We start from the raw sequence: 19,245 nt of genomic DNA on the forward strand, positions 1-19,245 counted from the left end.
TGGTACCCGGTTCTGGTCATCTGCATCCATCAAGGAGCAATGCCACATGGACGATACGAGCCTGGACACCCGAATATTCGAGGAGCGGCTAAGCATCAAGCCTGCGCCCTGGCTGACACTCGATACATGGGAAGATTTGCAGCTATGCCTGCGTTATTCACAAGCAGTGGCCAATGAAAAATACTCGATGGAAACCCAGCCTCAGCAATGGTTCACTGTCGCTCTCGCCACCTTGCAATCACTGAAATTCACCCTGTTCGAACATACTCATAAAACCATCGTGTATGAGCCGCACTTGCTTGCATTAAGCGATGTTTACAGTGGCTATCTACCCCCGCCCCGCGAGAAAGGGCCTTGGTTCAAGAGCCTCGACGAAAATGTTCAAGCCGCTCTGCAGTCGGCAGGTACGCGTACCTTCACCGTCATGAACGCCTCTTCACATCTCAGTATCGAAATGGACCATGAAGGGGACCAAGTCCCGGTTGCAATCCTGTTTTATGCCTACTGCATTACCGACCCGATCGAGCCCACCAGAAAGTTGAACCTGATATTCGACCATCTGGGTGCACGCTTCAATGCAGCGGGCTTCGCCCCGCTTCGCAAGGACCTGCAAGCGAGGAACCGCGAAAAACTGAGGGCGATTCTCGAGCGCGAGCTGGATTGAAGCTCACTTTGCAGCGCCAGGCCTACGTTCCTCCCGCGGGCACCGCCCAAACCTCAGCTTGTAGCGCCGCGTGAAATACGAAGGCAGTTCAAACCCACACGCAAGGCTGATCTCAGTCACCGACATGTCGGTCTGGGCCAGCAACTGGCGCGCCTTGTCCAGCCGTAACGCGAGATAGAAACTGCTCGGTGTTGCATCAAGGTGCATGCGAAACAAACGCTCCAGTTGACGCCTGGTCACCTTGATCGCGGCAGCCAGATCCAGCGTGCTCAGCGGTGGTTCGATGTGTTTTTCCATTTCGCCAATGGCATGGATCAGCTTCTTGTTGCTGATGCCATAACGCGCACCGATCTGCATGCGCTGGTGGTCCTGGCGCTGACGGATACGACCCAGCACGAACTGCTCGGACACCTTGACCGCCAGTTCGCTGCCGTGGGACTGGGCAATCAAGTACAGCATCAGATCGATCGAGGCCGTTCCGCCGGCACAGGTGATGCGGCTGCGGTCGATCTCGAACAGCTCCTGGGTGGCTTGAAGGCCTGGATAGCGCTCCTTGAATGCCTCAAGGGCCTCCCAATGCAGTGTCGCCCGGTAGCCCTCGAGCAGCCCTGCCTCGGCCAGCACCATCGCGCCCGTGTCGATGCCACCGAGCATGACCGCTTCGTGGTTGAGCCGGCGCAGCGCATGCAGCAGTTTGGGTGCGACATTGGCCAGCGGTTCGAAGCCCGCAACCACCAGCAGAATGTTGGCTGGCTCCCCCTCCCCCAGGGCGGCATCGGCATTGATCGACATGCCATTGCTCGCCAGCACCGCCTCACCGTCCAGGCTAAGCACCTGCCACCGATACAACTGCCCACCAAAACGATTGGCAACCCGCAGTGGCTCCACCGCCGAAATGAACCCCATGGCGGAAAAGCCGGGCACCAACAGAAAGGCTATCGTCTCCATCATCCCCTCCTCCACAGAAAACTGGTCGCCCCGGTGCTAATTCCTGTCGCTAGCGTGCGCTTGGGCAAGGTGGCGCCAGCGTAGCGTATTCACACGGTCCGCAGAGGCCGCCCTCAATAACAATATGCACTGCCGATGGAGAGCCACCATGCACAGCTTGATCCGCCGCAGCCTGTTGCCCCTTGCCCTGAGCAGCATCGTCGCCACCCCGCTTTTCGCCGCCGAGCCCGCCGCCTGCAAAAACGTGCGCCTTGGCGTGGTCAACTGGACCGACGTCATTGCCACCAGCGCCATGGCCCAGGTACTGCTCGACGGCCTGGGGTACCAGACCAAACAGACCAGTGCCTCGCAACAGATCATCTTCGCCGGCATACGCGACAAACGCCTGGACATGTTCCTGGGTTACTGGAACCCGATCATGACCCAGACCATCACCCCGTTCGTCGATGCCAACCAGGTCAAAGTGTTGGACAAGCCAAGCCTGGAGGACGCGCGCGCCACCTTGGCCGTGCCGAAATACCTCTACGACAAGGGCTTGAAGACCTTCGCCGACATCCACAAGTTCGAGAAAGAGCTGGGCGGCAAGATCTATGGCATCGAACCGGGTTCCGGCGCCAACACGCAGATCAAGGCAATGATCACCAAGAACCAGTTCGACCTGGGCAAGTTCCAGCTGGTCGAGTCCAGCGAGGCCGGCATGCTCGCCGCCGTCGACCGCGCGGTGCGGCGCAAGGAGGCCGTGGTGTTCTTCGGCTGGGCGCCGCACCCGATGAACGTGAACATCGACATGGCCTACCTGGGTGACAGCCAGGATGCGCTCGGCCCTGACGAGGGCCGTGCGACGGTGTGGACGGTGACGGCGCCGGACTACGCCGAACGCTGCCCCAATGCCCACCGCCTGCTGGCCAACCTGAAGTTCAGCGCCGAGGACGAGAGCCGCATGATGCAGCCACTGCTCGACCACAAGGACGCGCTGGAATCAGCCCGCCAGTGGCTCAAGGACCACCCAGAGGACAAGGCCCGCTGGCTTGAGGGTGTGACCACCTTCGATGGCAAGCCGGCTGCGGACAACCTCAAGCTTACCGCCAACTGACAGTGCCCATTCGCGGGCAAGCCCGCTCCCACAGGTAAAGCGCCACACTCGGGATCACATTGATCCTGTGGGAGCGGGCATGCCCGCGAAAAAGCCAACACCGACATCACAAGGAACTGCACCATGAACCACGACGTCATCATCACCTGCGCCCTTACCGGCGCAGGCGACACCGCCTCGAAAAGCCACCTGGTCCCGGTTACCCCCAAGCAGATCGCCGAAGCCGCCGTGGAAGCCGCCAAAGCAGGTGCCACCGTGGTCCACTGCCACGTCCGCGACCCGCAGACCGGCCGTTTCAGCCGCGATGTGGCGCTGTACCGCGAAGTCATGGAGCGTATCCGCGAAGCCGACGTGGACATCATCGTCAACCTCACCGCCGGTATGGGCGGCGACCTGGAAATCGGCCCGGGTGAAACGCCGCTGGCGTTCGGCCCGGGCACCGACCTGATCGGCCCGCTGGAGCGCCTGGCCCATGTCGAAGCACTGTTGCCGGAAATCTGCACCCTCGATTGCGGCACCCTCAATTTCGGTGACGGCAACTCGATCTACGTGTCCACCCCGGCCCAACTGCGCGCCGGCGCCAAGCGCATTACCGAACTGGGGGTGAAGGCCGAGCTGGAAATCTTCGACACCGGCCACCTGTGGTTCGCCAAGCAAATGATGAAGGAAGGCCTGCTCGAAGACCCGTTGTTCCAGCTGTGCCTGGGCATCCCGTGGGGCGCACCGGCCGACACCACCACCATGAAGGCCATGGTCGACAACCTGCCTGCCAACGTCACCTGGGCCGGCTTCGGCATCGGCCGCATGCAGATGCCCATGGCCGCGCAGGCCGTGTTGCTCGGCGGCAATGTGCGGGTGGGCCTGGAAGACAACTTGTATCTGGACCGTGGCGTGCTGGCCAGCAATGGCCAACTGGTGGAACGCGCAAGCGAGATCATCACCCGCATGGGTGGCCGCGTGCTCAGCCCGGCAGAAGGCCGGGAAAAAATGAACCTCAAGCGCCGCTGATCCAACGATCGCAAATGCGCCGAAAACCCTGTGGGAGCGGGCGTGCCCGCGAAGCAGGCAACGCGATGGATGGCACCGGGCGCGCCGGTGTTCGCGGGCATGCCCGCTCCCACAGGGTTAGCCATGAGCCCTGATGACTGTGTTTTACCCTGAGGACTAGCTATGCCCTTTATCACTGAAATCAAAACTTTCGCCGCCCTGGGTAGCGGCGTGATCGGCAGCGGCTGGGTTGCCCGAGCCCTTGCCCATGGCCTGGACGTGGTGGCCTGGGACCCGGCGCCCGGCGCCGAGCAGGCACTGCGCAAACGTGTCGCCAACGCCTGGCCGGCACTGGAAAAACAAGGCCTGGCCCCTGGCGCATCGCAAGACCGCCTGAAGTTCGTGGCGACCATCGAGGAATGCGTACGCAACGCCGATTTCATCCAGGAAAGCGCACCAGAGCGCCTGGACCTCAAGCTCGACCTGCACGCAAAAATCAGCGCCGCAGCCAAGCCTGATGCAATCATCGGCTCAAGCACTTCGGGCCTGTTGCCCAGCGAGTTCTACGAGTCGTCGACTCACCCTGAACGCTGCGTCGTCGGCCACCCGTTCAACCCGGTGTACCTGCTGCCGCTGGTCGAGATCGTCGGCGGCAGCCGCACCTCACCCGAGGCCATTGAAGCTGCCAAAACCATCTACACCGCACTCGGCATGCGCCCGCTGCATGTGCGCAAGGAAGTGCCAGGTTTCATCGCCGACCGCCTGCTCGAGGCGCTATGGCGCGAGGCCCTGCACTTGGTCAACGACGGCGTTGCCACCACGGGCGAAATCGACGACGCGATTCGCTTCGGCGCAGGCTTGCGCTGGTCGTTCATGGGCACGTTTCTGACCTATACCCTGGCCGGTGGCGATGCCGGCATGCGCCACTTCATGTCACAGTTCGGCCCGGCCCTGAAGCTGCCCTGGACGTACCTGCCAGCACCGGAACTGACCGACAAGCTGATCGACGATGTGGTGAGCGGCACCTCTGAGCAACAGGGCGAGCGCAGTATCGCTGCACTGGAGCGCTACCGTGACGACACCCTGCTGGCGGTACTGGAAGCGGTGAAAACCAGCAAGGCCAGCCACGGCCTGTCATTCAGCGATTAAGGAGGCCACGATGCCCGCTCTGATCACCTACCGCACCACGGTCCAGGAGGACTGGGTCGATTACAACGGGCACCTGCGCGATGCCTTCTACCTGCTGATCTTCAGCTACGCGACCGATGCCCTGATGGAGCGCATTGGCCTGGACGCCGACAGCCGCGGGCAAAGCGGTAATTCACTGTTCACGCTGGAGGCGCATATCAATTATTTGCACGAGGTGAAGCTGGGTACCGAGGTATGGGTGCAGACGCAGATCATCGGCTTTGATCGCAAGCGTCTTCACGTGTATCACAGCCTGCACCGGGCAGGGTTCGACGAGGTGCTGGCGGCAAGCGAGCAGATGTTACTGCACGTGGACCTGGCGGGGCCGCAGTCAGCGCCTTTTGGGCACACGACTGTTTGCCAATTGAACCACTTGGTAGAGCAACAGGAGGGGGCGCCGGCGCCGCAATACATCGGGCGCACCCTAAAACTTCCTTCTTGAATGATCAGGGAGCCGGCGCCACGGTCTCCATAGATACGAAGCACCCTGGCGCCTTCACTCGCAACTATCAGACAGAACAGAAGCGGACAACCATGACGATCACTCGTATGAAACTCTATAGACTGGCCCTATCAGCCTTCTTGTAAATGTGAACCCTTCTGGTTTACCACCGCCAGAATGTACACTCGTGATGACGAAATCCCCAGAAAAGTTACTTCCCGTATAGCAGCTCTTTACCGTGTACAAAATGTTGGCGAAGCATAATTTTCTCGGGGTCGAACCACTGTAGAAGTCTTTTACCTCAACCCGTACGGGGTCGACATCATTATCCTTGCATTCTGTATACCATGAGAGCAAGGCTTGTTCACCCGGCTTCAAATCAATGAAGCAACCCCGGTTCGACCCGTACAACCACAAACGAACGCGATGAGCAGGGTCCGGATAAAAATTGGCAACAGTGTCCCGATTTTCATTGAAAGTTCGTGCCACATCATTCTTATCCACCGTACCCATCGGAACCCCTTGATACTGCAACCGCGGGTTTGAATGATAGGGAATGGCGCCATGCGACGTTCGCATCTGCGTATGAAAATTTGGTGCTGTATGCTTGTAGCCATAAGCATAAGCGGGTATGTCCTCAGCGGGAAACTCGTCACTATGCGTAGCCCCCATGTTATGCCCTAACTCGTGACCTAACGCACCAAAGCAACTAATGGACGAGAAAGCCGTCTCCCTGTACGCTGGCATCTTCGCTATACCGCAGTAAATACTATACGTAGAAAGCATAGATACCAGATCGGCGCGCACTTTTTCACGTTCGATATGAATTTTCGCCCCTAATGGTCTATCGGCTATCATATCATTAAGCTGAGTACTGGGTTCTTTGCCTGTTTCATCGTAGTCAGAGTCGTAAATATTCGACAGCTCGTACACGGCATCGACTTTACTATTGATCAAGTATTGGTTGGCGTTCTGTAACGCCTGAGCCAATTCGAGCTTGTAATTCGGAAACGTGGCCCTCGACTGCTGCGTTGTAACGAATAGCACCCTAATAGTGCTTTTTGGCGACTGAGACGTACTGAGTGACTTGGTTTTTGCCTGCGCTTGCACAGGAACAGCTATCGGCGCTGCTTCTGGTGGTAATTTTGATTCATCCACCTTGACCAAAACTTGCTGGCCTTTGCCAACCGCCGTTAACCGGTAGAGCTGCCCATCCACCCGGACATCCCCAACGACCAGGTTGCCGTCACTCACCAACGAAACCCAGTTGAGCGGATCCATATCGATTTCCGCAGATGAGGGGTAGAGTTGTCTGCGATTGGAAGGCAAATCGCCAACCCACCCTACCATTCCCGAAGCAACACTATCGCTTCTTGACAACTTGAAACTCACCGTTCGGCCGTCAGTAAGAGGCATTGATAGCATCGCCGTATCTTTCGATACAAGCCCAGGACTGACCTGCACTTCCTTAACTTCAGCGTCTTCTGCCACACTCAACAAAAGCTTCAAATACTGGTCAGTACCCGATTGCCGCTCAAGGGCGGCGAGGTTCTGGTCTGGCTTGATCTGAAACAGCGTATCCGCCGAACTGTCGAGATAGTTTGTAGCGTCCGAAGCGGTGCATCCTCCAAAAAGAAACACAGCACCTAGCAAGCAGAATTTCAATTGTTTCCGGTTCATGTTCATGCTCCAGATATCGGAGCTTTACTGGACCACGGGCATCGATTCCCAACAACTGACATAAATAACAGTTGCAAAAAAATAACCCCGGAAAGCCGTGAGCTACCGGGGCCAAGAGCGAGCAACATCCACTGCGTGTGAGCGAGGGTGACCAAACCCTCTGTACCGTGAATGGCTTCAGTGTGCGTGCTTGCCTGGCAGGGGATTTAGTCGTAAACGACCTGTTCTTAGCCAAAGCAGCCATGGCGACATTCTGTCCTTGCGAGGCTGTCGCGCACGTCACAGAATCGGTCGTAAATCACAGCAGCACTCTCTTAGCGATAAAAGGGACAACAGCCATGATGCATGCGGATTTGATTGATCAGGACGACCTCGCCGGCCACCTGCGCGCGCGCGGTTTCGATATTCCTGCCGGGGCCAGTGCCGAACAGGCGTGTGAAGCGGTGGTTCGTGGGCTGACCGAGCCCAATGCGCGGGCGCTGAAGGGGATGGTGGAGCAGATGTACACCGGTAGTGCGACGATCCTGCCTGCGGTGCGCCAAGCCATCGACAAGCAACTGTTGCCAGCGTTGGCGCAGTTCAACAAACGCGCGTAATCCATTTACCCAGGACCGGCCCCTTCGCGGAACAAGCCCGCCCCCACAGATCACCGCTGGCTCAAGCTCAGCGGGTGACCTGTGGGAGCGGGCGTGCCCGCGAAGAGGCTGGCGCGGTATCAGAGCCTTACACTGGCAAATGTCGACTCGTTGCGCGCCTGGCTCAGGGCCGCCATCGGCCCGCTGTGCGGCGACAGGGTCATGGCCTGCGGAATCGGCATCATGGCCACCTGCTGCGCGGTGTTGGAGCCCACGCGCTCGTCACGCGGCGGAATGCCAAAGTACTCGCGATAGCACTTGGAGAAGTGCGGGGTCGACACGAAGCCGCACACCGATGCCACTTCGATGATCGACATCGGCGTCTGCTTCAGCAACTGCCGCGCACGGATCAGGCGCAACTTCAGGTAGTAGCGCGACGGCGAGCAGTGCAGGTACTTCTGGAACAGGCGCTCCAGCTGGCGTCGCGAAACCGACACATACACCGCCAGTTCGTCCAGGTCGATCGGTTCCTCCAGATTGGCCTCCATTAGCGCGACGATTTCCTGCAACTTCGGCTGGTTGGTGCCAAGCATGTGCTTGAGCGGCACACGCTGGTGGTCCTGCTCGTTGCGAATACGCTCGTAGACGAACATCTCGGAGATCGCCGCCGACAGCTCGCGGCCGTGATCACGGCTGATCAGGTGCAGCATCATGTCCAGCGGCGCGGTGCCACCGGAGCTGGTGAAGCGGTTGCGGTCAAGGGTGAACAGACGGGTGCTCATGTTCACCCGCGGGAAGGCTTCCTGCATTGCGGCCAGGCATTCCCAGTGCACGCTGCAATCGAAGCCATCGAGCAGGCCAGCGCAGGCCAGTGCCCAACTGCCGGTGCACACGGCGCCCAACCTGCGCGACTGACGGGCCTGGGCTTGCAACCAGGTGACGTGCTCACGGGTGACGGAACGCTGGATGCCAACACCACCACAGACAATCACGGTGTCGATGGGCGGAGCATTGCTGATTGCGGCATCCGGTGTGATTTGCAGGCCATCGCTGGCCCACACCTGACCGCCATCGACCGTCAGCGTGTGCCAGCGATACAGCTCGCGGCCAGACAGCTGGTTGGCCATACGCAGCGGCTCGACTGCCGAGGCCAGGGAAATCAGGGTGAAATTGTCCAATAGAAGAAACCCGATGGACTGGGGTGTTGTGCGGTTCTGGGTTGGATTCCCGGAGTTGTACGACGTCATCGCGATTTCTCCTCACACAAATGCAGGGTGTGCCTCAGGCGGGCACTTACTTCTTGTTATGACCCCTCGGTCATTTTCCGGGGGTAGGCTTGCCAATCTCAACGCAAACGCCGTGCCTAAACTTGAACGGCCATCCAAAAAAACCTGAAAACGACGCCTTTATTGGGCATTTCAAGTACTTGCAACGTGTTGGCCAATCGTCCAGAACAGGCGAGCTAGCGCGTTGCCTGTAACGGTTGAGCAGTTTAGTGACACGCGCCGCGTGGGTTTCCCAGAAGCGACACCCTTAAGTGTCACCGACAACGCCAACACTGATCGCGACATCCGACGATCGGTAGGCGGGGCGCCCATCATCGCACCATAAAGAGGCATTGCCGGCTGTGCTGCACCTGCAACAGCCTCAAGGACATCTTCGCGGGCAAGCCCGCTCCTACAGGGATTGCACAGTTCCTGTAGGAGCGGGCTTGCCCGCGAAGATGCCCTGGAGATCAGACCTGTAAATCAGCACTCGATAGCGCTGACCGCCAGGCCGCCGCGCGAGGTCTCTTTGTACTTGTCGTGCATATCGGCCCCGGTATCACGCATGGTGCGAATTACCTGGTCGAGGGAAATGAAGTGCTCACCATCACCACGCAACGCCATCTGCACCGCGTTGATGGCCTTCACCGCAGCAATTGCGTTGCGCTCGATGCAGGGCACTTGCACCAACCCGCCAACCGGGTCGCAGGTCAGGCCAAGGTTGTGTTCCAGGGCAATTTCAGCGGCGTTCTCAACCTGTGGCGGGGTGGCACCAAGCACTTCGGCAAGACCCGCTGCTGCCATCGCGCAGGCCGAGCCGACTTCCCCCTGGCAGCCCACTTCGGCACCAGAGATCGAGGCGTTCTTCTTGCACAGGATGCCCACGGCGGCGGCGGCCAGGAAGTAATCGACAACGCTGGATTCATCAACCGCATCGCTGAATCGCATGTAGTAATGCAGCACCGCCGGGATGATACCCGCCGCGCCGTTGGTAGGCGCGGTCACCATGCGCCCACCGGCGGCGTTTTCTTCATTGACCGCCAAGGCGAACAGGTTGACCCATTCCATGGCACTCATGGTCGAGCCGATCACGTTGGGCTTGCCGATTTCCTGCAAGCTGCGGTGCAGCTTGGCGGCGCGGCGGCGCACGTTAAGCCCGCCGGGTAGCGTGCCCTCGTACTTGAGGCCGTTGTTGACGCATTCCTGCATGGCCTCCCAGAGCTTGTGCAGGCCAGCGCGAATTTCTTCCTCGCTGCGCCAGACCTTCTCGTTGGCCATCATCAATTGCGACACGCTGAGGTCGTTTTGCTTGCACAGGCGCAGCAGTTCGGCGGCGCTGTTGAAGTCGTACGGCAGCACCGTCTGGTCAGCATCCAGCACACCGCTGGCGGCTTGGGCTGCATCGACCACAAAGCCGCCGCCCACGGAGTAATAGGTGTCGCGGTGCAACTCGCCCTGCTCGCCTTCGGCAATCAGGGTCATGGCGTTGGGGTGATACGGCAGGTTCTCGTCCAGCAGCAGCATGTCGCGGGCCCAGACGAACTCGATGGGCAAGCGGCTATCCAGTTGCAGGGTGTTGGTTTCGCGCAGGTCGGCGATACGCGGCACGATCTGGGTCGGGTCAATGGCGTCAGGCCACTCGCCCATCAGGCCCATGATGGTGGCGTTGTCGGTGCCATGACCGATACCGGTGGCCGACAGCGAGCCATACAGGCGCACTTCGATCCGTTTTACACGTTCCAGCTCGCCGCGTTCTCGCAGGCCCTGTACGAACAGGGCGCCAGCACGCATGGGGCCGACGGTGTGGGAGCTGGAGGGCCCGACACCGATCTTGAACAGGTCGAACACGCTGATGGCCATTGTCGAATCACCTCTTGCTGGGCTTGTCTCTGCGCGCCATGCGCAGGGCGGGGTAGCTGCTAGGCTCAAACAGCGGGCCGCCTTGAATGCCAGCATCATCGGGCTTTTACCGCCCACCTCGCCGTCTGCAACCGACGTACTTTTGTCCAGCAGCGCCGCACTGTTTTCAGCCAAGGCACTGTGCCCACCACGCCGTTTTCCAGCGGCCTGGTGACGCAAAAATGCGTGTGAGGGGGTGGAAAAATCCATAAGCGACATCGCCCATACTGGATACGACCCGTTCCGTACTGGATACGACCCCACCAGTAGGCGATTGCCCGGCGCTGGAGGATTATCGAAAGCGACTCGTAAAGCACGGCCACGCATCCTGCCCTCTGCAGGCCTGGTCGACCGGACCCTCAGAAAGCCCGGCGACCCACGCGAACCCGAAGACAATATCTCAGGAGTCCATCCATGAAAGGTTCACCCTCGCTGTTGCTGGTTGCGCTGCTGTCCGCGCCATTGCTGGCCCAGGCAGCCGAACCCGAGCAGTGTCAGACTGTACGCTTCTCCGATGTCGGCTGGACCGACATCACAGTCACGACCGCGACCACCAGCGTTGTGCTCGAAGCCCTGGGTTACAAGACCCACACCACCATGATCTCGGTACCGGTGACCTACAAGTCGCTGGCCACCGGCAAGGACCTGGACGTGTTTCTCGGCAACTGGATGCCGACCATGGAAAACGACATCAAGCAGTACCGCGATGCCGGCACGGTAGAAACCGTGCGCGCCAACCTGGAAAACGCCAAGTACACCCTGGCAGTCCCCCAGGCGCTGTATGACAAGGGCCTGAAGGATTTCAGCGACATCCCCAAGTTCAAGAAGGAACTGAACGGCAAGATCTACGGCATAGAACCGGGTAACGACGGCAACCGCACCATCCAGAGCATGATCGACAAGAACGCCTTTGGCTTGAAGGACGCCGGTTTCAAGATCGTGCAGTCCAGCGAGGCGGGCATGCTGTCGCAGGTTGACCGCGCGCAGAAACGCGGCGAGGCAATGGTGTTCCTGGGCTGGGAACCACACCCGATGAACACCCGCTTCAAGATGCAGTACCTGACCGGCGGGGACGAATTCTTCGGCCCTGACTTCGGCAAGGCCACCGTGCTGACGAACACCCGCAAGGGGTATACGCAGGAATGCAGCAACGTTGGCCAACTGCTTAAAAACCTGTCGTTCGAGCTCAAGGATGAAAGCACCATGATGGGCTATGTCCTGGACGACAAGATGAAACCCGAAGCCGCCGCCAGGAAATGGATCAAGGACAACCCAGGCAAGCTGGATGCCTGGCTGGCCGGCGTTACCACCTTTGATGGCAAACCCGGCCTGGAGGCGGCCAAGGCCAAGCTTACGCAATAACGAACTACGCAGTAGCGCTACCTCGGGGCAGGACCGTGCCTGCCTCGGGTTGATTTCAATCTATGCAGGTGGAAGCTCGCTATCATGCTTATCGATCAGAAAATACCCTTGGGCCAGTACATCGCGTCGTTCGTCGAATGGCTGACCCAGCATGGCGCGAATTACTTCGACGCCATCGCGCAAGGCCTGGAGTTCATGATCTACGGGGTCACCAATACCCTTACCTGGTTCAACCCGCTCGTTCTCATCGCCCTGTTCGCCGCCCTGGCGCACCTGATCCAGCGCAAGTGGGCGCTGACCGCGTTCGTTGCCCTGTCGTTCCTGCTGATCCTCAACCTGGGTTACTGGCAGGAAACCATGGAAACCCTGGCGCAGGTCACCTTCGCCACGGTGGTGTGTGTGTTGATCGGCGTGCCACTGGGCATCCTCGCCGCGCACAAACCGATGTTCTATACCGCCATGCGCCCAGTGCTCGACCTGATGCAGACGGTACCCACCTTCGTTTACCTGATCCCTACCCTGACCCTGTTCGGCCTGGGCGTGGTACCGGGGCTGATCTCCACCGTGGTGTTCGCCATTGCCGCGCCCATCCGCCTGACCTACCTGGGTATCTGCGACGTGCCGCAAGAGTTGATGGACGCCGGCAAGGCCTTTGGCTGCTCGCGTCGCCAGCTGCTTACCCGTATCGAACTGCCGCACGCGATGCCAAGCATCGCCGCCGGTGTCACTCAATGCATCATGCTGTCGCTGTCGATGGTAGTAATTGCCGCTCTGGTCGGCGCTGACGGCCTGGGCAAACCTGTGGTCAACGCACTGAACACCGCCGATATCTCCCTGGGCTTCGAAGCGGGCCTGGCGATCGTGCTGCTGGCAATCATGCTCGACCGTATCTGCAAGCAACCGGAACTGCCGGTAAGGGGTGAGGCATGAGCATCATTCGTTTCGAAGACGTCGACGTCATCTTCTCTAACAAGCCGCGCGAGGCACTGGCGCTGCTGGACCAAGGCCAGACCCGCGAGCAGATCCTCAAGCAGACCGGCCTGGTGGTGGGTGTCGAAAAGGCCAACCTCGATATCAACAAAGGCGAGATCTGCGTGCTGATGGGCTTGTCCGGCTCGGGCAAGTCGAGCCTGCTGCGCTGCATCAACGGCCTCAACACCGTCAGCCGCGGCAAGTTGTTCGTCGAGCACGAAGGCAAGCACATCGACATTGCCAACTGCTCCGCGGCCGAGCTGAAGATGATGCGTACCAAGCGCATTGCCATGGTGTTCCAGAAGTTTGCCCTGATGCCCTGGCTGACGGTGCGCGAGAACATCAGCTTTGGCCTGGAAATGCAGGGTCGTCCGGAAAAGGAACGGCGCAAGCTGGTCGACGAGAAGCTCGAGCTGGTGGGCCTGACCCAGTGGCGCAACAAGAGGCCGGATGAGCTTTCTGGCGGCATGCAACAGCGCGTGGGCCTGGCCCGGGCGCTGGCGATGGATGCCGACATCTTGCTGATGGACGAACCGTTCTCGGCCCTGGATCCACTGATCCGCCAAGGCCTGCAAGATGAGCTGCTTGGCCTGCAGGCTAAGTTGAGCAAAACCATCGTGTTCGTCAGCCACGACCTGGACGAGGCGCTGAAACTGGGTACCCGCATTGCGATCATGAAAGACGGGCGGATCATCCAGTACAGCAAGCCGGAGGAGATCGTGCTGAACCCGGCCGACGAATACGTGCGCACCTTCGTCGCCCATACCAACCCGCTGAACGTGCTGTGCGGCCGCAGCCTGATGCGCAGCCTGGACAACTGCAAACGGGTCAATGGCTCGGTGTGCCTGGATCCAGGTATCGATTCGTGGCTGGACCTTGGCGAAGGCGGCGCGCTCAAGCGTGCACGCCAGGGCCAGAACGGTCTGGACATGCAGAAATGGGCACCGGGGCAAGATGTGGAGCTGCTGGAACGCAGGCCGACCGTGGTGCACGCCGACATCGGCATGCGTGATGCGCTGCAGATTCGTTATCAAACCGGCAACAAGCTGGTGCTGCAGGATAACGACAAGGTAGTGGGGATTCTCGGGGATACCGAGCTTTACCACGCGCTGCTCGGCAAGACCCTCGGCTGAGGCAATTGGGGCCGCTTCGCGGCCCTTCGCGGGCACGCCCGCTCCAACAGGTTTGCTGAGATCTCTGTGGGAGCGGGCGTGCCCGCGAAGGGCTGCAAAGCAGCCCCGATCAATGGATCAGCGAACGACGATTCCGCGCGAAGCCATATAGGCCTTGGCCTCAGGCACGGTGTATTCGCCAAAGTGGAAGATGCTGGCTGCCAGCACCGCGCTGGCGTGCCCTTCCAGAATGCCGTCTGCCAGGTGCTGCAGGTTACCCACACCCCCCGAGGCAATCACCGGAATGCCCAGCGCATCACTGATAGCGCGGGTGACTCCCAGGTCGAAGCCGTTCTTCATGCCGTCCTGGTCCATGCTGGTCAGCAGGATCTCGCCAGCGCCCAGGCCTTCCATCTTCTTCGCCCACTCGACTGCATCCAGCCCGGTCGGCTTGCGCCCGCCGTGAGTGAAAATCTCCCAGCGCGGCACTTCACCTGGCCCGGACACTTTCTTGGCATCGATGGCGACAACGATGCACTGCGAACCGAATCGGTCCGCCGCCTCGCCGACAAACTCTGGGTTGAACACCGCGGCGGTGTTGATCGAGACCTTGTCGGCACCGGCGTTGAGCAGGTTGCGGATGTCCTGCACGGTACGCACGCCACCCCCTACCGTCAGCGGGATGAACACCTGGCTGGCCATGCGCTCGACGGTATGCAGTGTGGTGTCGCGGCCATCGACGCTGGCGGTGATGTCGAGAAAGGTGATTTCGTCGGCACCTTGCTCGTCGTAGCGACGGGCGATTTCCACCGGGTCGCCGGCATCACGGATGTTCTCGAACTTGACGCCCTTGACCACACGGCCGTTGTCCACGTCCAGGCAAGGGATAATGCGCTTGGCCAGTGCCATGGTTCAGTCCTCAGCCTTGGTAGTTGTCACAGAAGGCCTGGGCCTCAGCGACATCCAGGGTGCCTTCGTAGATGGCACGGCCAGTGATGGCGCCGATGATGCCCGGGGCCTTGGCGTCCAGCAGGGCCTTGATGTCGCCCAGGTTGTGAATGCCACCCGAGGCGATCACCGGGATACGGGTGGCTTCAGCCAGTGCCTTGGTGAAGGGCACGTTGCAGCCCTGCATCATGCCGTCCTTGGCGATGTCGGTGTAGACGATCGCCGAGACGCCATCGGCCTCGAAACGCTTGGCCAGGTCGATGACCTGCACCGAGCTGACTTCGGCCCAACCGTCGGTGGCAACGAAGCCGTCCTTGGCGTCCAGGCCGACGATGACCTTGCCCGGGAAGGCTTTGCACGCTTCAGCGACGAACTCGGGCTGCTTGACGGCCTTGGTGCCGATGATCACGTAGCTGACGCCAGCCTTGACGTAGTGTTCGATGGTTTCCAGCGAACGGATACCGCCGCCGATCTGGATCGGCAGGTTCGGGTAGCGTTTGGCGATGGCGGTAACCACTTCACCATTGACTGGCTGGCCTTCGAAGGCGCCGTTGAGGTCGACCAGGTGCAGGCGGCGGCAACCACCCTCGACCCACTTGGCAGCCATGCTCACCGGGTCGTCGGAAAATACCGTAGAGTCTTCCATGCGGCCCTGGCGCAGGCGCACGCAAGCACCGTCCTTCAGATCGATAGCGGGGATAATCAGCATCTTGGGAACCTGTCTATTTGTTGGGTTTCAGGGCTTCTCGAGTGCCCACAGGTCGCTTTCGATGCTCTCGAACCGCTCCTTGAGGTGCAGCTGAACATCGGCAATCGCCCTGTTGTAGTAATGGGGTGCAATCTCTTTGCTGAACAGCTCGAGGACCTCGGCCACCTCGAACGACCCCAACTGCAGTTCGAAGCGGTCTTCGAGGAAGCGCTTCAAGGTGTCGAGCGCTTCGCGCTCCTGCTCGGGGGCCAGGGTGATGCTCGGGGCCTTGGTCTTCGACCTGCTCATTTACCAGCGCCCGTCCCAGGCAATGAAGTTCTGCAGCAACTGCAGGCCATGGGTATGGCTCTTCTCCGGGTGGAACTGCACGGCAAAACGCGAACCGTCGGCCAGCGCTGCGGCAAAGTCGACGCCATAGTGACCGCGCCCCACCACCTGGCCCGGTTTGCCGGCATTGATGTAGTAGCTGTGCACGAAGTAGAAACGTGCGCGGTCAGGGATGTCGTGCCACAGCGGGTGATCGATGGTCTGGGCGACTTCGTTCCAGCCCATGTGCGGCACCTTCAGGTGCTCGCCGTCTTCTTGCAGGTCTTTGCCGAAAAAGCGCACCTGGCCAGGGAACAGGCCGATGCAGTCGACGCCGGTGTTTTCCTCACTGTGCTCGAGCAGCGCCTGCATACCGACGCAGATGCCGAGGAACGGGCGGTCCTGACTGACTTCGCGCACCAGGCTGTCGAAGCCCAGGCGGCGGATCTCGGCCATGCAATCGCGAATCGCGCCCACGCCCGGGAACACCACACGGTCGGCCTCGCGGATCACTGAGGCATCGCTGGTAACCAGCACTTTACCGGCACCTACGTGCTCAAGTGCCTTGGCCACCGAGTGCAGGTTACCCATGCCATAGTCGATTACGGCTACCGTTTGCATTTACAGGCACCCTTTGGTGGAAGGCATCTGCCCGGCCATACGCTCGTCGAGGGTGATGGCCATGCGCAGGGCGCGGCCGAAAGCCTTGAATACGGTTTCGATCTGGTGGTGGGTGTTGTGGCCACGCAGGTTGTCGATGTGCAGGGTTACCAGGGCGTGGTTGACGAAGCCCTGGAAAAACTCCTGGAACAGGTCGACATCGAAGCCGCCAACGCTGGCACGGGTATACGGCACATGCATCTGCAGGCCTGGGCGGCCAGAGAAGTCGATGACCACGCGTGACAGCGCTTCGTCCAGCGGCACGTAGGCGTGGCCGTAGCGGAAGATACCTTTCTTGTCACCGATGGCTTGGGCGAATGCCATGCCCAGGGTGATGCCGACGTCTTCGACGGTATGGTGATCGTCGATATGCGTGTCACCCTTGCACTCGATATCCAGATCGATCAGCCCATGGCGGGCGATCTGGTCCAGCATGTGTTCAAGGAAGGGCACACCGATATCGAATCGGGCCTTGCCACTGCCATCGAGGTTGATCGAGCACTTGACCTGGGTTTCCAGGGTATTGCGCTCGACGGAAGCCTTACGTTCAACCATCACCAGCTCCGCAAAATCATTGGGCGAAAAGGGTTTCATTATAGGCCCAGAACGCGCCAGCTTGAAACGCGGATGACATATGGCAAAGCCAGGATTTATGCGGACTGGATACCGCTACAGGTCTATACAACCACAACGGCCCGCTCCTGCATCTGCGAAAGGGGCGCAACGCGCGCCCCTGCTGATCAATGGAACAGCACAGCGGTCTTCTGCAAGGTCACCCAGACACCCCAGGCCAACGGCACAACCACCACCGCCCAGGCCAGCAGCACCAGTGGCAGGCTGCCTGGCGCCGCTGTCCACTCCAGCGACCGCGCCCCATCGGCGCCCTTGTCATGGCTCAACGCGCGCTCGGCCGCCAGTTCGGCATCACTCATGAAGTGCTTGTCGGCCACCGGGCGCACCAGCATGTTGCAGATAAAGCCCAGCACCAGCAAACCCGCGAGAATGTACAAGGTCATGTCATAAGCCGCTGCCCGCTCCACACCTGCCGCCAGTTGATACTCGCGCAGGTAGGTGATCAGCACCGGCCCCAGCACCCCCGCTGCCGCCCAGGCGGTCAGCAGGCGACCATGGATGGCACCCACCATCTGCGTGCCGAACAGGTCCGCCAGGTAGGCCGGCACCGTTGCAAAGCCACCGCCATACATCGACAGAATGATGCAGAACGCGGCCACGAAAAGTGCCACGTTGCCCAGGTGCCCCATGTTCGGCACCAGGCTGTACAAGCCCACACCCAAGGCGAAGAAGGCAAAGTAGGTGTTCTTGCGGCCTATGTAGTCGGAGAACGATGCCCAGAAGAACCGGCCGCCAATGTTGAACAGGCTCAGCAGGCCGGTAAATCCGGCGGCGATCGCGGCAATTTGCGCCAACTGCGCAGTGCTCAGCTGGCTGAAGGTCAGTTCGTTGCCCAGTAATTTACCGGCGAACACTTCCTGCAGCAGCGGCGAAGCCATACCGATAATGCCGATGCCCGCCGACACGTTCAGGCACAGCACCAGCCAGATCAGTGCGAACTGCGGAGTCTTCCAGGCCACACTGACGTGCACGTGGCGGTCGGTGACCATGGCGTTACTGGCATTCTTCAACGGTGCAGCCCAACCTTCAGGCTTCCAGCCGGTCGGAGGTACGCGATACGCCAGTGCGCCAGCGGTCATGAACACGAAGTAGATCGCCGCCATGGCGACAAAACTCTGCCATACGCCAACTTCGTGCTCATTGCCAAAATGCCCCATAAGCGCGGTGGCCAGCGGCGCCCCTACCATGGCCCCGCCGCCGAAGCCCATGATCGCCATACCGGTGGCCATGCCGCGTTTGTCCGGGAACCACTTGATCAAGGTCGATACCGGCGAGATGTAGCCCAGGCCCAGGCCGATACCGCCGATTACGCCGGAGCCAAGCCACATCAGCCACAGCTGATGGGTTTTCACACCTATCGCCGAAAGCAGCATGCCGCCGCACCAGCACAAGGCCGAGACCAGGCCAGCCTTGCGCGGGCCGGCGTGCTCCAGCCAACCGCCCAGCACCGCCGCCGAGCAGCCGAGGAATACGAAGAACAGGGTGTAGATCCAGCTCAGCATCGAGATTGGCCAGTCGCATTCGGCGCTGAACATTCGGGCCATGAAGCCCATGTCTGCCGCACAGGCGACGGGGGCGGTGATCCCAAGGGCTTGCGACAAAGGCAGCCAGAATACCGAGAAGCCGTAGGCCATACCGATGCACAGATGAATGGCCAGGGCGGCTGGCGGGACCAGCCAGCGGTTGAAGCCTGGGCCGGCGATTATGCGTTCCTTCGACAGAAAGCCTGGCGCACTGGCCGAGGTTCCCGTCGCGACAGTACTGGTCATGGATCTGATCCTTGTTATTGGGAGGGTGCTCGC

At 60.3% G+C, this 19,245-nt stretch carries 19 protein-coding genes; 9 read left to right on the plus strand and 10 right to left on the minus strand.

From position 1 onward, the window contains the following. Positions 1-46: 46 nt before the first annotated feature. Positions 47-664, plus strand: a complete 618-nt coding sequence (locus tag ACF8RA_RS16215) for a hypothetical protein (protein ID WP_176683572.1) — start codon at positions 47-49, stop codon at positions 662-664. Between the two features lie 3 nt (positions 665-667). On the opposite strand, the gene ACF8RA_RS16220 is transcribed toward ACF8RA_RS16215, so the two are convergent. After that, positions 668-1,615: a GlxA family transcriptional regulator gene (locus ACF8RA_RS16220; protein WP_176683573.1), complete on the minus strand. Its 948-nt coding sequence runs from the start codon at positions 1,613-1,615 to the stop codon at positions 668-670. A 145-nt stretch (positions 1,616-1,760) separates the two neighbouring features. Here ACF8RA_RS16220 and choX point away from each other — a divergent pair, with 145 nt between their 5' ends. From choX to ACF8RA_RS16240, 4 genes are all read left to right on the plus strand, one after another. Next, positions 1,761-2,705 carry a choline ABC transporter substrate-binding protein gene (choX, locus tag ACF8RA_RS16225; protein ID WP_014589378.1) on the plus strand — a complete coding sequence of 315 codons (945 nt, stop codon included), beginning with the start codon at positions 1,761-1,763 and terminating at the stop codon, positions 2,703-2,705. 123 nt (positions 2,706-2,828) lie between these two features. Continuing rightward, positions 2,829-3,713 (plus strand): 3-keto-5-aminohexanoate cleavage protein, encoded by an 885-nt coding sequence (locus ACF8RA_RS16230; RefSeq protein WP_339444654.1) that lies wholly within the window; start codon positions 2,829-2,831, stop codon positions 3,711-3,713. 162 nt (positions 3,714-3,875) lie between these two features. Further along, positions 3,876-4,841 carry an L-carnitine dehydrogenase gene (locus tag ACF8RA_RS16235; RefSeq protein ID WP_020193114.1) on the plus strand — a complete coding sequence of 322 codons (966 nt, stop codon included), beginning with the start codon at positions 3,876-3,878 and terminating at the stop codon, positions 4,839-4,841. A gap of 10 nt (positions 4,842-4,851) precedes the next feature. Then, the gene (locus ACF8RA_RS16240; RefSeq protein WP_176683575.1) at positions 4,852-5,322 is read left to right on the plus strand and encodes a thioesterase family protein; all 471 of its coding nucleotides are present in this window, start codon (positions 4,852-4,854) and stop codon (positions 5,320-5,322) included. A 99-nt stretch (positions 5,323-5,421) separates the two neighbouring features. On the opposite strand, the gene ACF8RA_RS16245 is transcribed toward ACF8RA_RS16240, so the two are convergent. Next, positions 5,422-7,002 carry a zinc-dependent metalloprotease family protein gene (locus ACF8RA_RS16245; RefSeq protein ID WP_392519359.1) on the minus strand — a complete coding sequence of 527 codons (1,581 nt, stop codon included), beginning with the start codon at positions 7,000-7,002 and terminating at the stop codon, positions 5,422-5,424. A gap of 338 nt (positions 7,003-7,340) precedes the next feature. On the opposite strand from ACF8RA_RS16245, the gene ACF8RA_RS16250 reads away from it, so the two are divergent. Continuing rightward, positions 7,341-7,598 (plus strand): hypothetical protein, encoded by a 258-nt coding sequence (locus tag ACF8RA_RS16250; RefSeq protein ID WP_003255717.1) that lies wholly within the window; start codon positions 7,341-7,343, stop codon positions 7,596-7,598. Between the two features lie 119 nt (positions 7,599-7,717). Here the strand turns inward: ACF8RA_RS16250 and ACF8RA_RS16255 are convergent, their stop codons facing one another. Further along, a complete protein-coding gene (locus tag ACF8RA_RS16255; protein WP_176683577.1) occupies positions 7,718-8,824 on the minus strand; it encodes a GlxA family transcriptional regulator in 1,107 nt (368 codons plus the stop codon). Between the two features lie 501 nt (positions 8,825-9,325). Further along, the gene (locus tag ACF8RA_RS16260; protein ID WP_176683578.1) at positions 9,326-10,702 is read right to left on the minus strand and encodes an L-serine ammonia-lyase; all 1,377 of its coding nucleotides are present in this window, start codon (positions 10,700-10,702) and stop codon (positions 9,326-9,328) included. Positions 10,703-11,155: 453 nt separating this feature from the next. Between ACF8RA_RS16260 and ACF8RA_RS16265 the strand changes: the two genes are divergently transcribed. The 3 genes from ACF8RA_RS16265 to choV all read left to right on the plus strand — a co-directional run bounded on the left by ACF8RA_RS16265 (position 11,156) and on the right by choV (position 14,208). Continuing rightward, a complete protein-coding gene (locus ACF8RA_RS16265; RefSeq protein WP_176683579.1) occupies positions 11,156-12,103 on the plus strand; it encodes a choline ABC transporter substrate-binding protein in 948 nt (315 codons plus the stop codon). A gap of 81 nt (positions 12,104-12,184) precedes the next feature. Continuing rightward, the gene (gene choW / locus ACF8RA_RS16270) at positions 12,185-13,033 is read left to right on the plus strand and encodes a choline ABC transporter permease subunit (protein ID WP_176683648.1); all 849 of its coding nucleotides are present in this window, start codon (positions 12,185-12,187) and stop codon (positions 13,031-13,033) included. Further along, entirely contained in the window at positions 13,030-14,208 is a 1,179-nt protein-coding gene (choV, locus tag ACF8RA_RS16275; RefSeq protein WP_176683580.1) for a choline ABC transporter ATP-binding protein, read from the plus strand. The genes choW and choV overlap by 4 nt, the downstream gene beginning before the upstream one ends. A gap of 117 nt (positions 14,209-14,325) precedes the next feature. Here choV and hisF read toward each other — a convergent pair whose 3' ends face one another. From hisF to ACF8RA_RS16305, 6 genes are all read right to left on the minus strand, one after another. Then, a complete protein-coding gene (gene hisF, locus ACF8RA_RS16280; RefSeq protein WP_176683581.1) occupies positions 14,326-15,096 on the minus strand; it encodes an imidazole glycerol phosphate synthase subunit HisF in 771 nt (256 codons plus the stop codon). A gap of 10 nt (positions 15,097-15,106) precedes the next feature. Then, positions 15,107-15,844 carry a 1-(5-phosphoribosyl)-5-[(5-phosphoribosylamino)methylideneamino]imidazole-4-carboxamide isomerase gene (gene hisA, locus ACF8RA_RS16285; RefSeq protein WP_003255731.1) on the minus strand — a complete coding sequence of 246 codons (738 nt, stop codon included), beginning with the start codon at positions 15,842-15,844 and terminating at the stop codon, positions 15,107-15,109. Between the two features lie 27 nt (positions 15,845-15,871). Continuing rightward, positions 15,872-16,132, minus strand: coding sequence for a DUF2164 domain-containing protein (locus ACF8RA_RS16290; protein WP_021782634.1), 261 nt, complete (start codon positions 16,130-16,132; stop codon positions 15,872-15,874). Continuing rightward, complete coding sequence (gene hisH, locus ACF8RA_RS16295) at positions 16,133-16,771, minus strand: imidazole glycerol phosphate synthase subunit HisH (protein ID WP_176683582.1); 639 nt, start codon at positions 16,769-16,771, stop codon at positions 16,133-16,135. Continuing rightward, a complete protein-coding gene (gene hisB / locus ACF8RA_RS16300) occupies positions 16,772-17,365 on the minus strand; it encodes an imidazoleglycerol-phosphate dehydratase HisB (RefSeq protein ID WP_003255736.1) in 594 nt (197 codons plus the stop codon). It lies immediately after the preceding gene. 185 nt (positions 17,366-17,550) lie between these two features. Next, positions 17,551-19,212: an OFA family MFS transporter gene (locus tag ACF8RA_RS16305; RefSeq protein ID WP_392519361.1), complete on the minus strand. Its 1,662-nt coding sequence runs from the start codon at positions 19,210-19,212 to the stop codon at positions 17,551-17,553. Positions 19,213-19,245 lie beyond the last annotated feature (33 nt).

This window comes from Pseudomonas sp. FYR_5 (assembly GCF_043106315.1).
GTDB lineage: Bacteria > Pseudomonadota > Gammaproteobacteria > Pseudomonadales > Pseudomonadaceae > Aquipseudomonas > Aquipseudomonas putida_Y.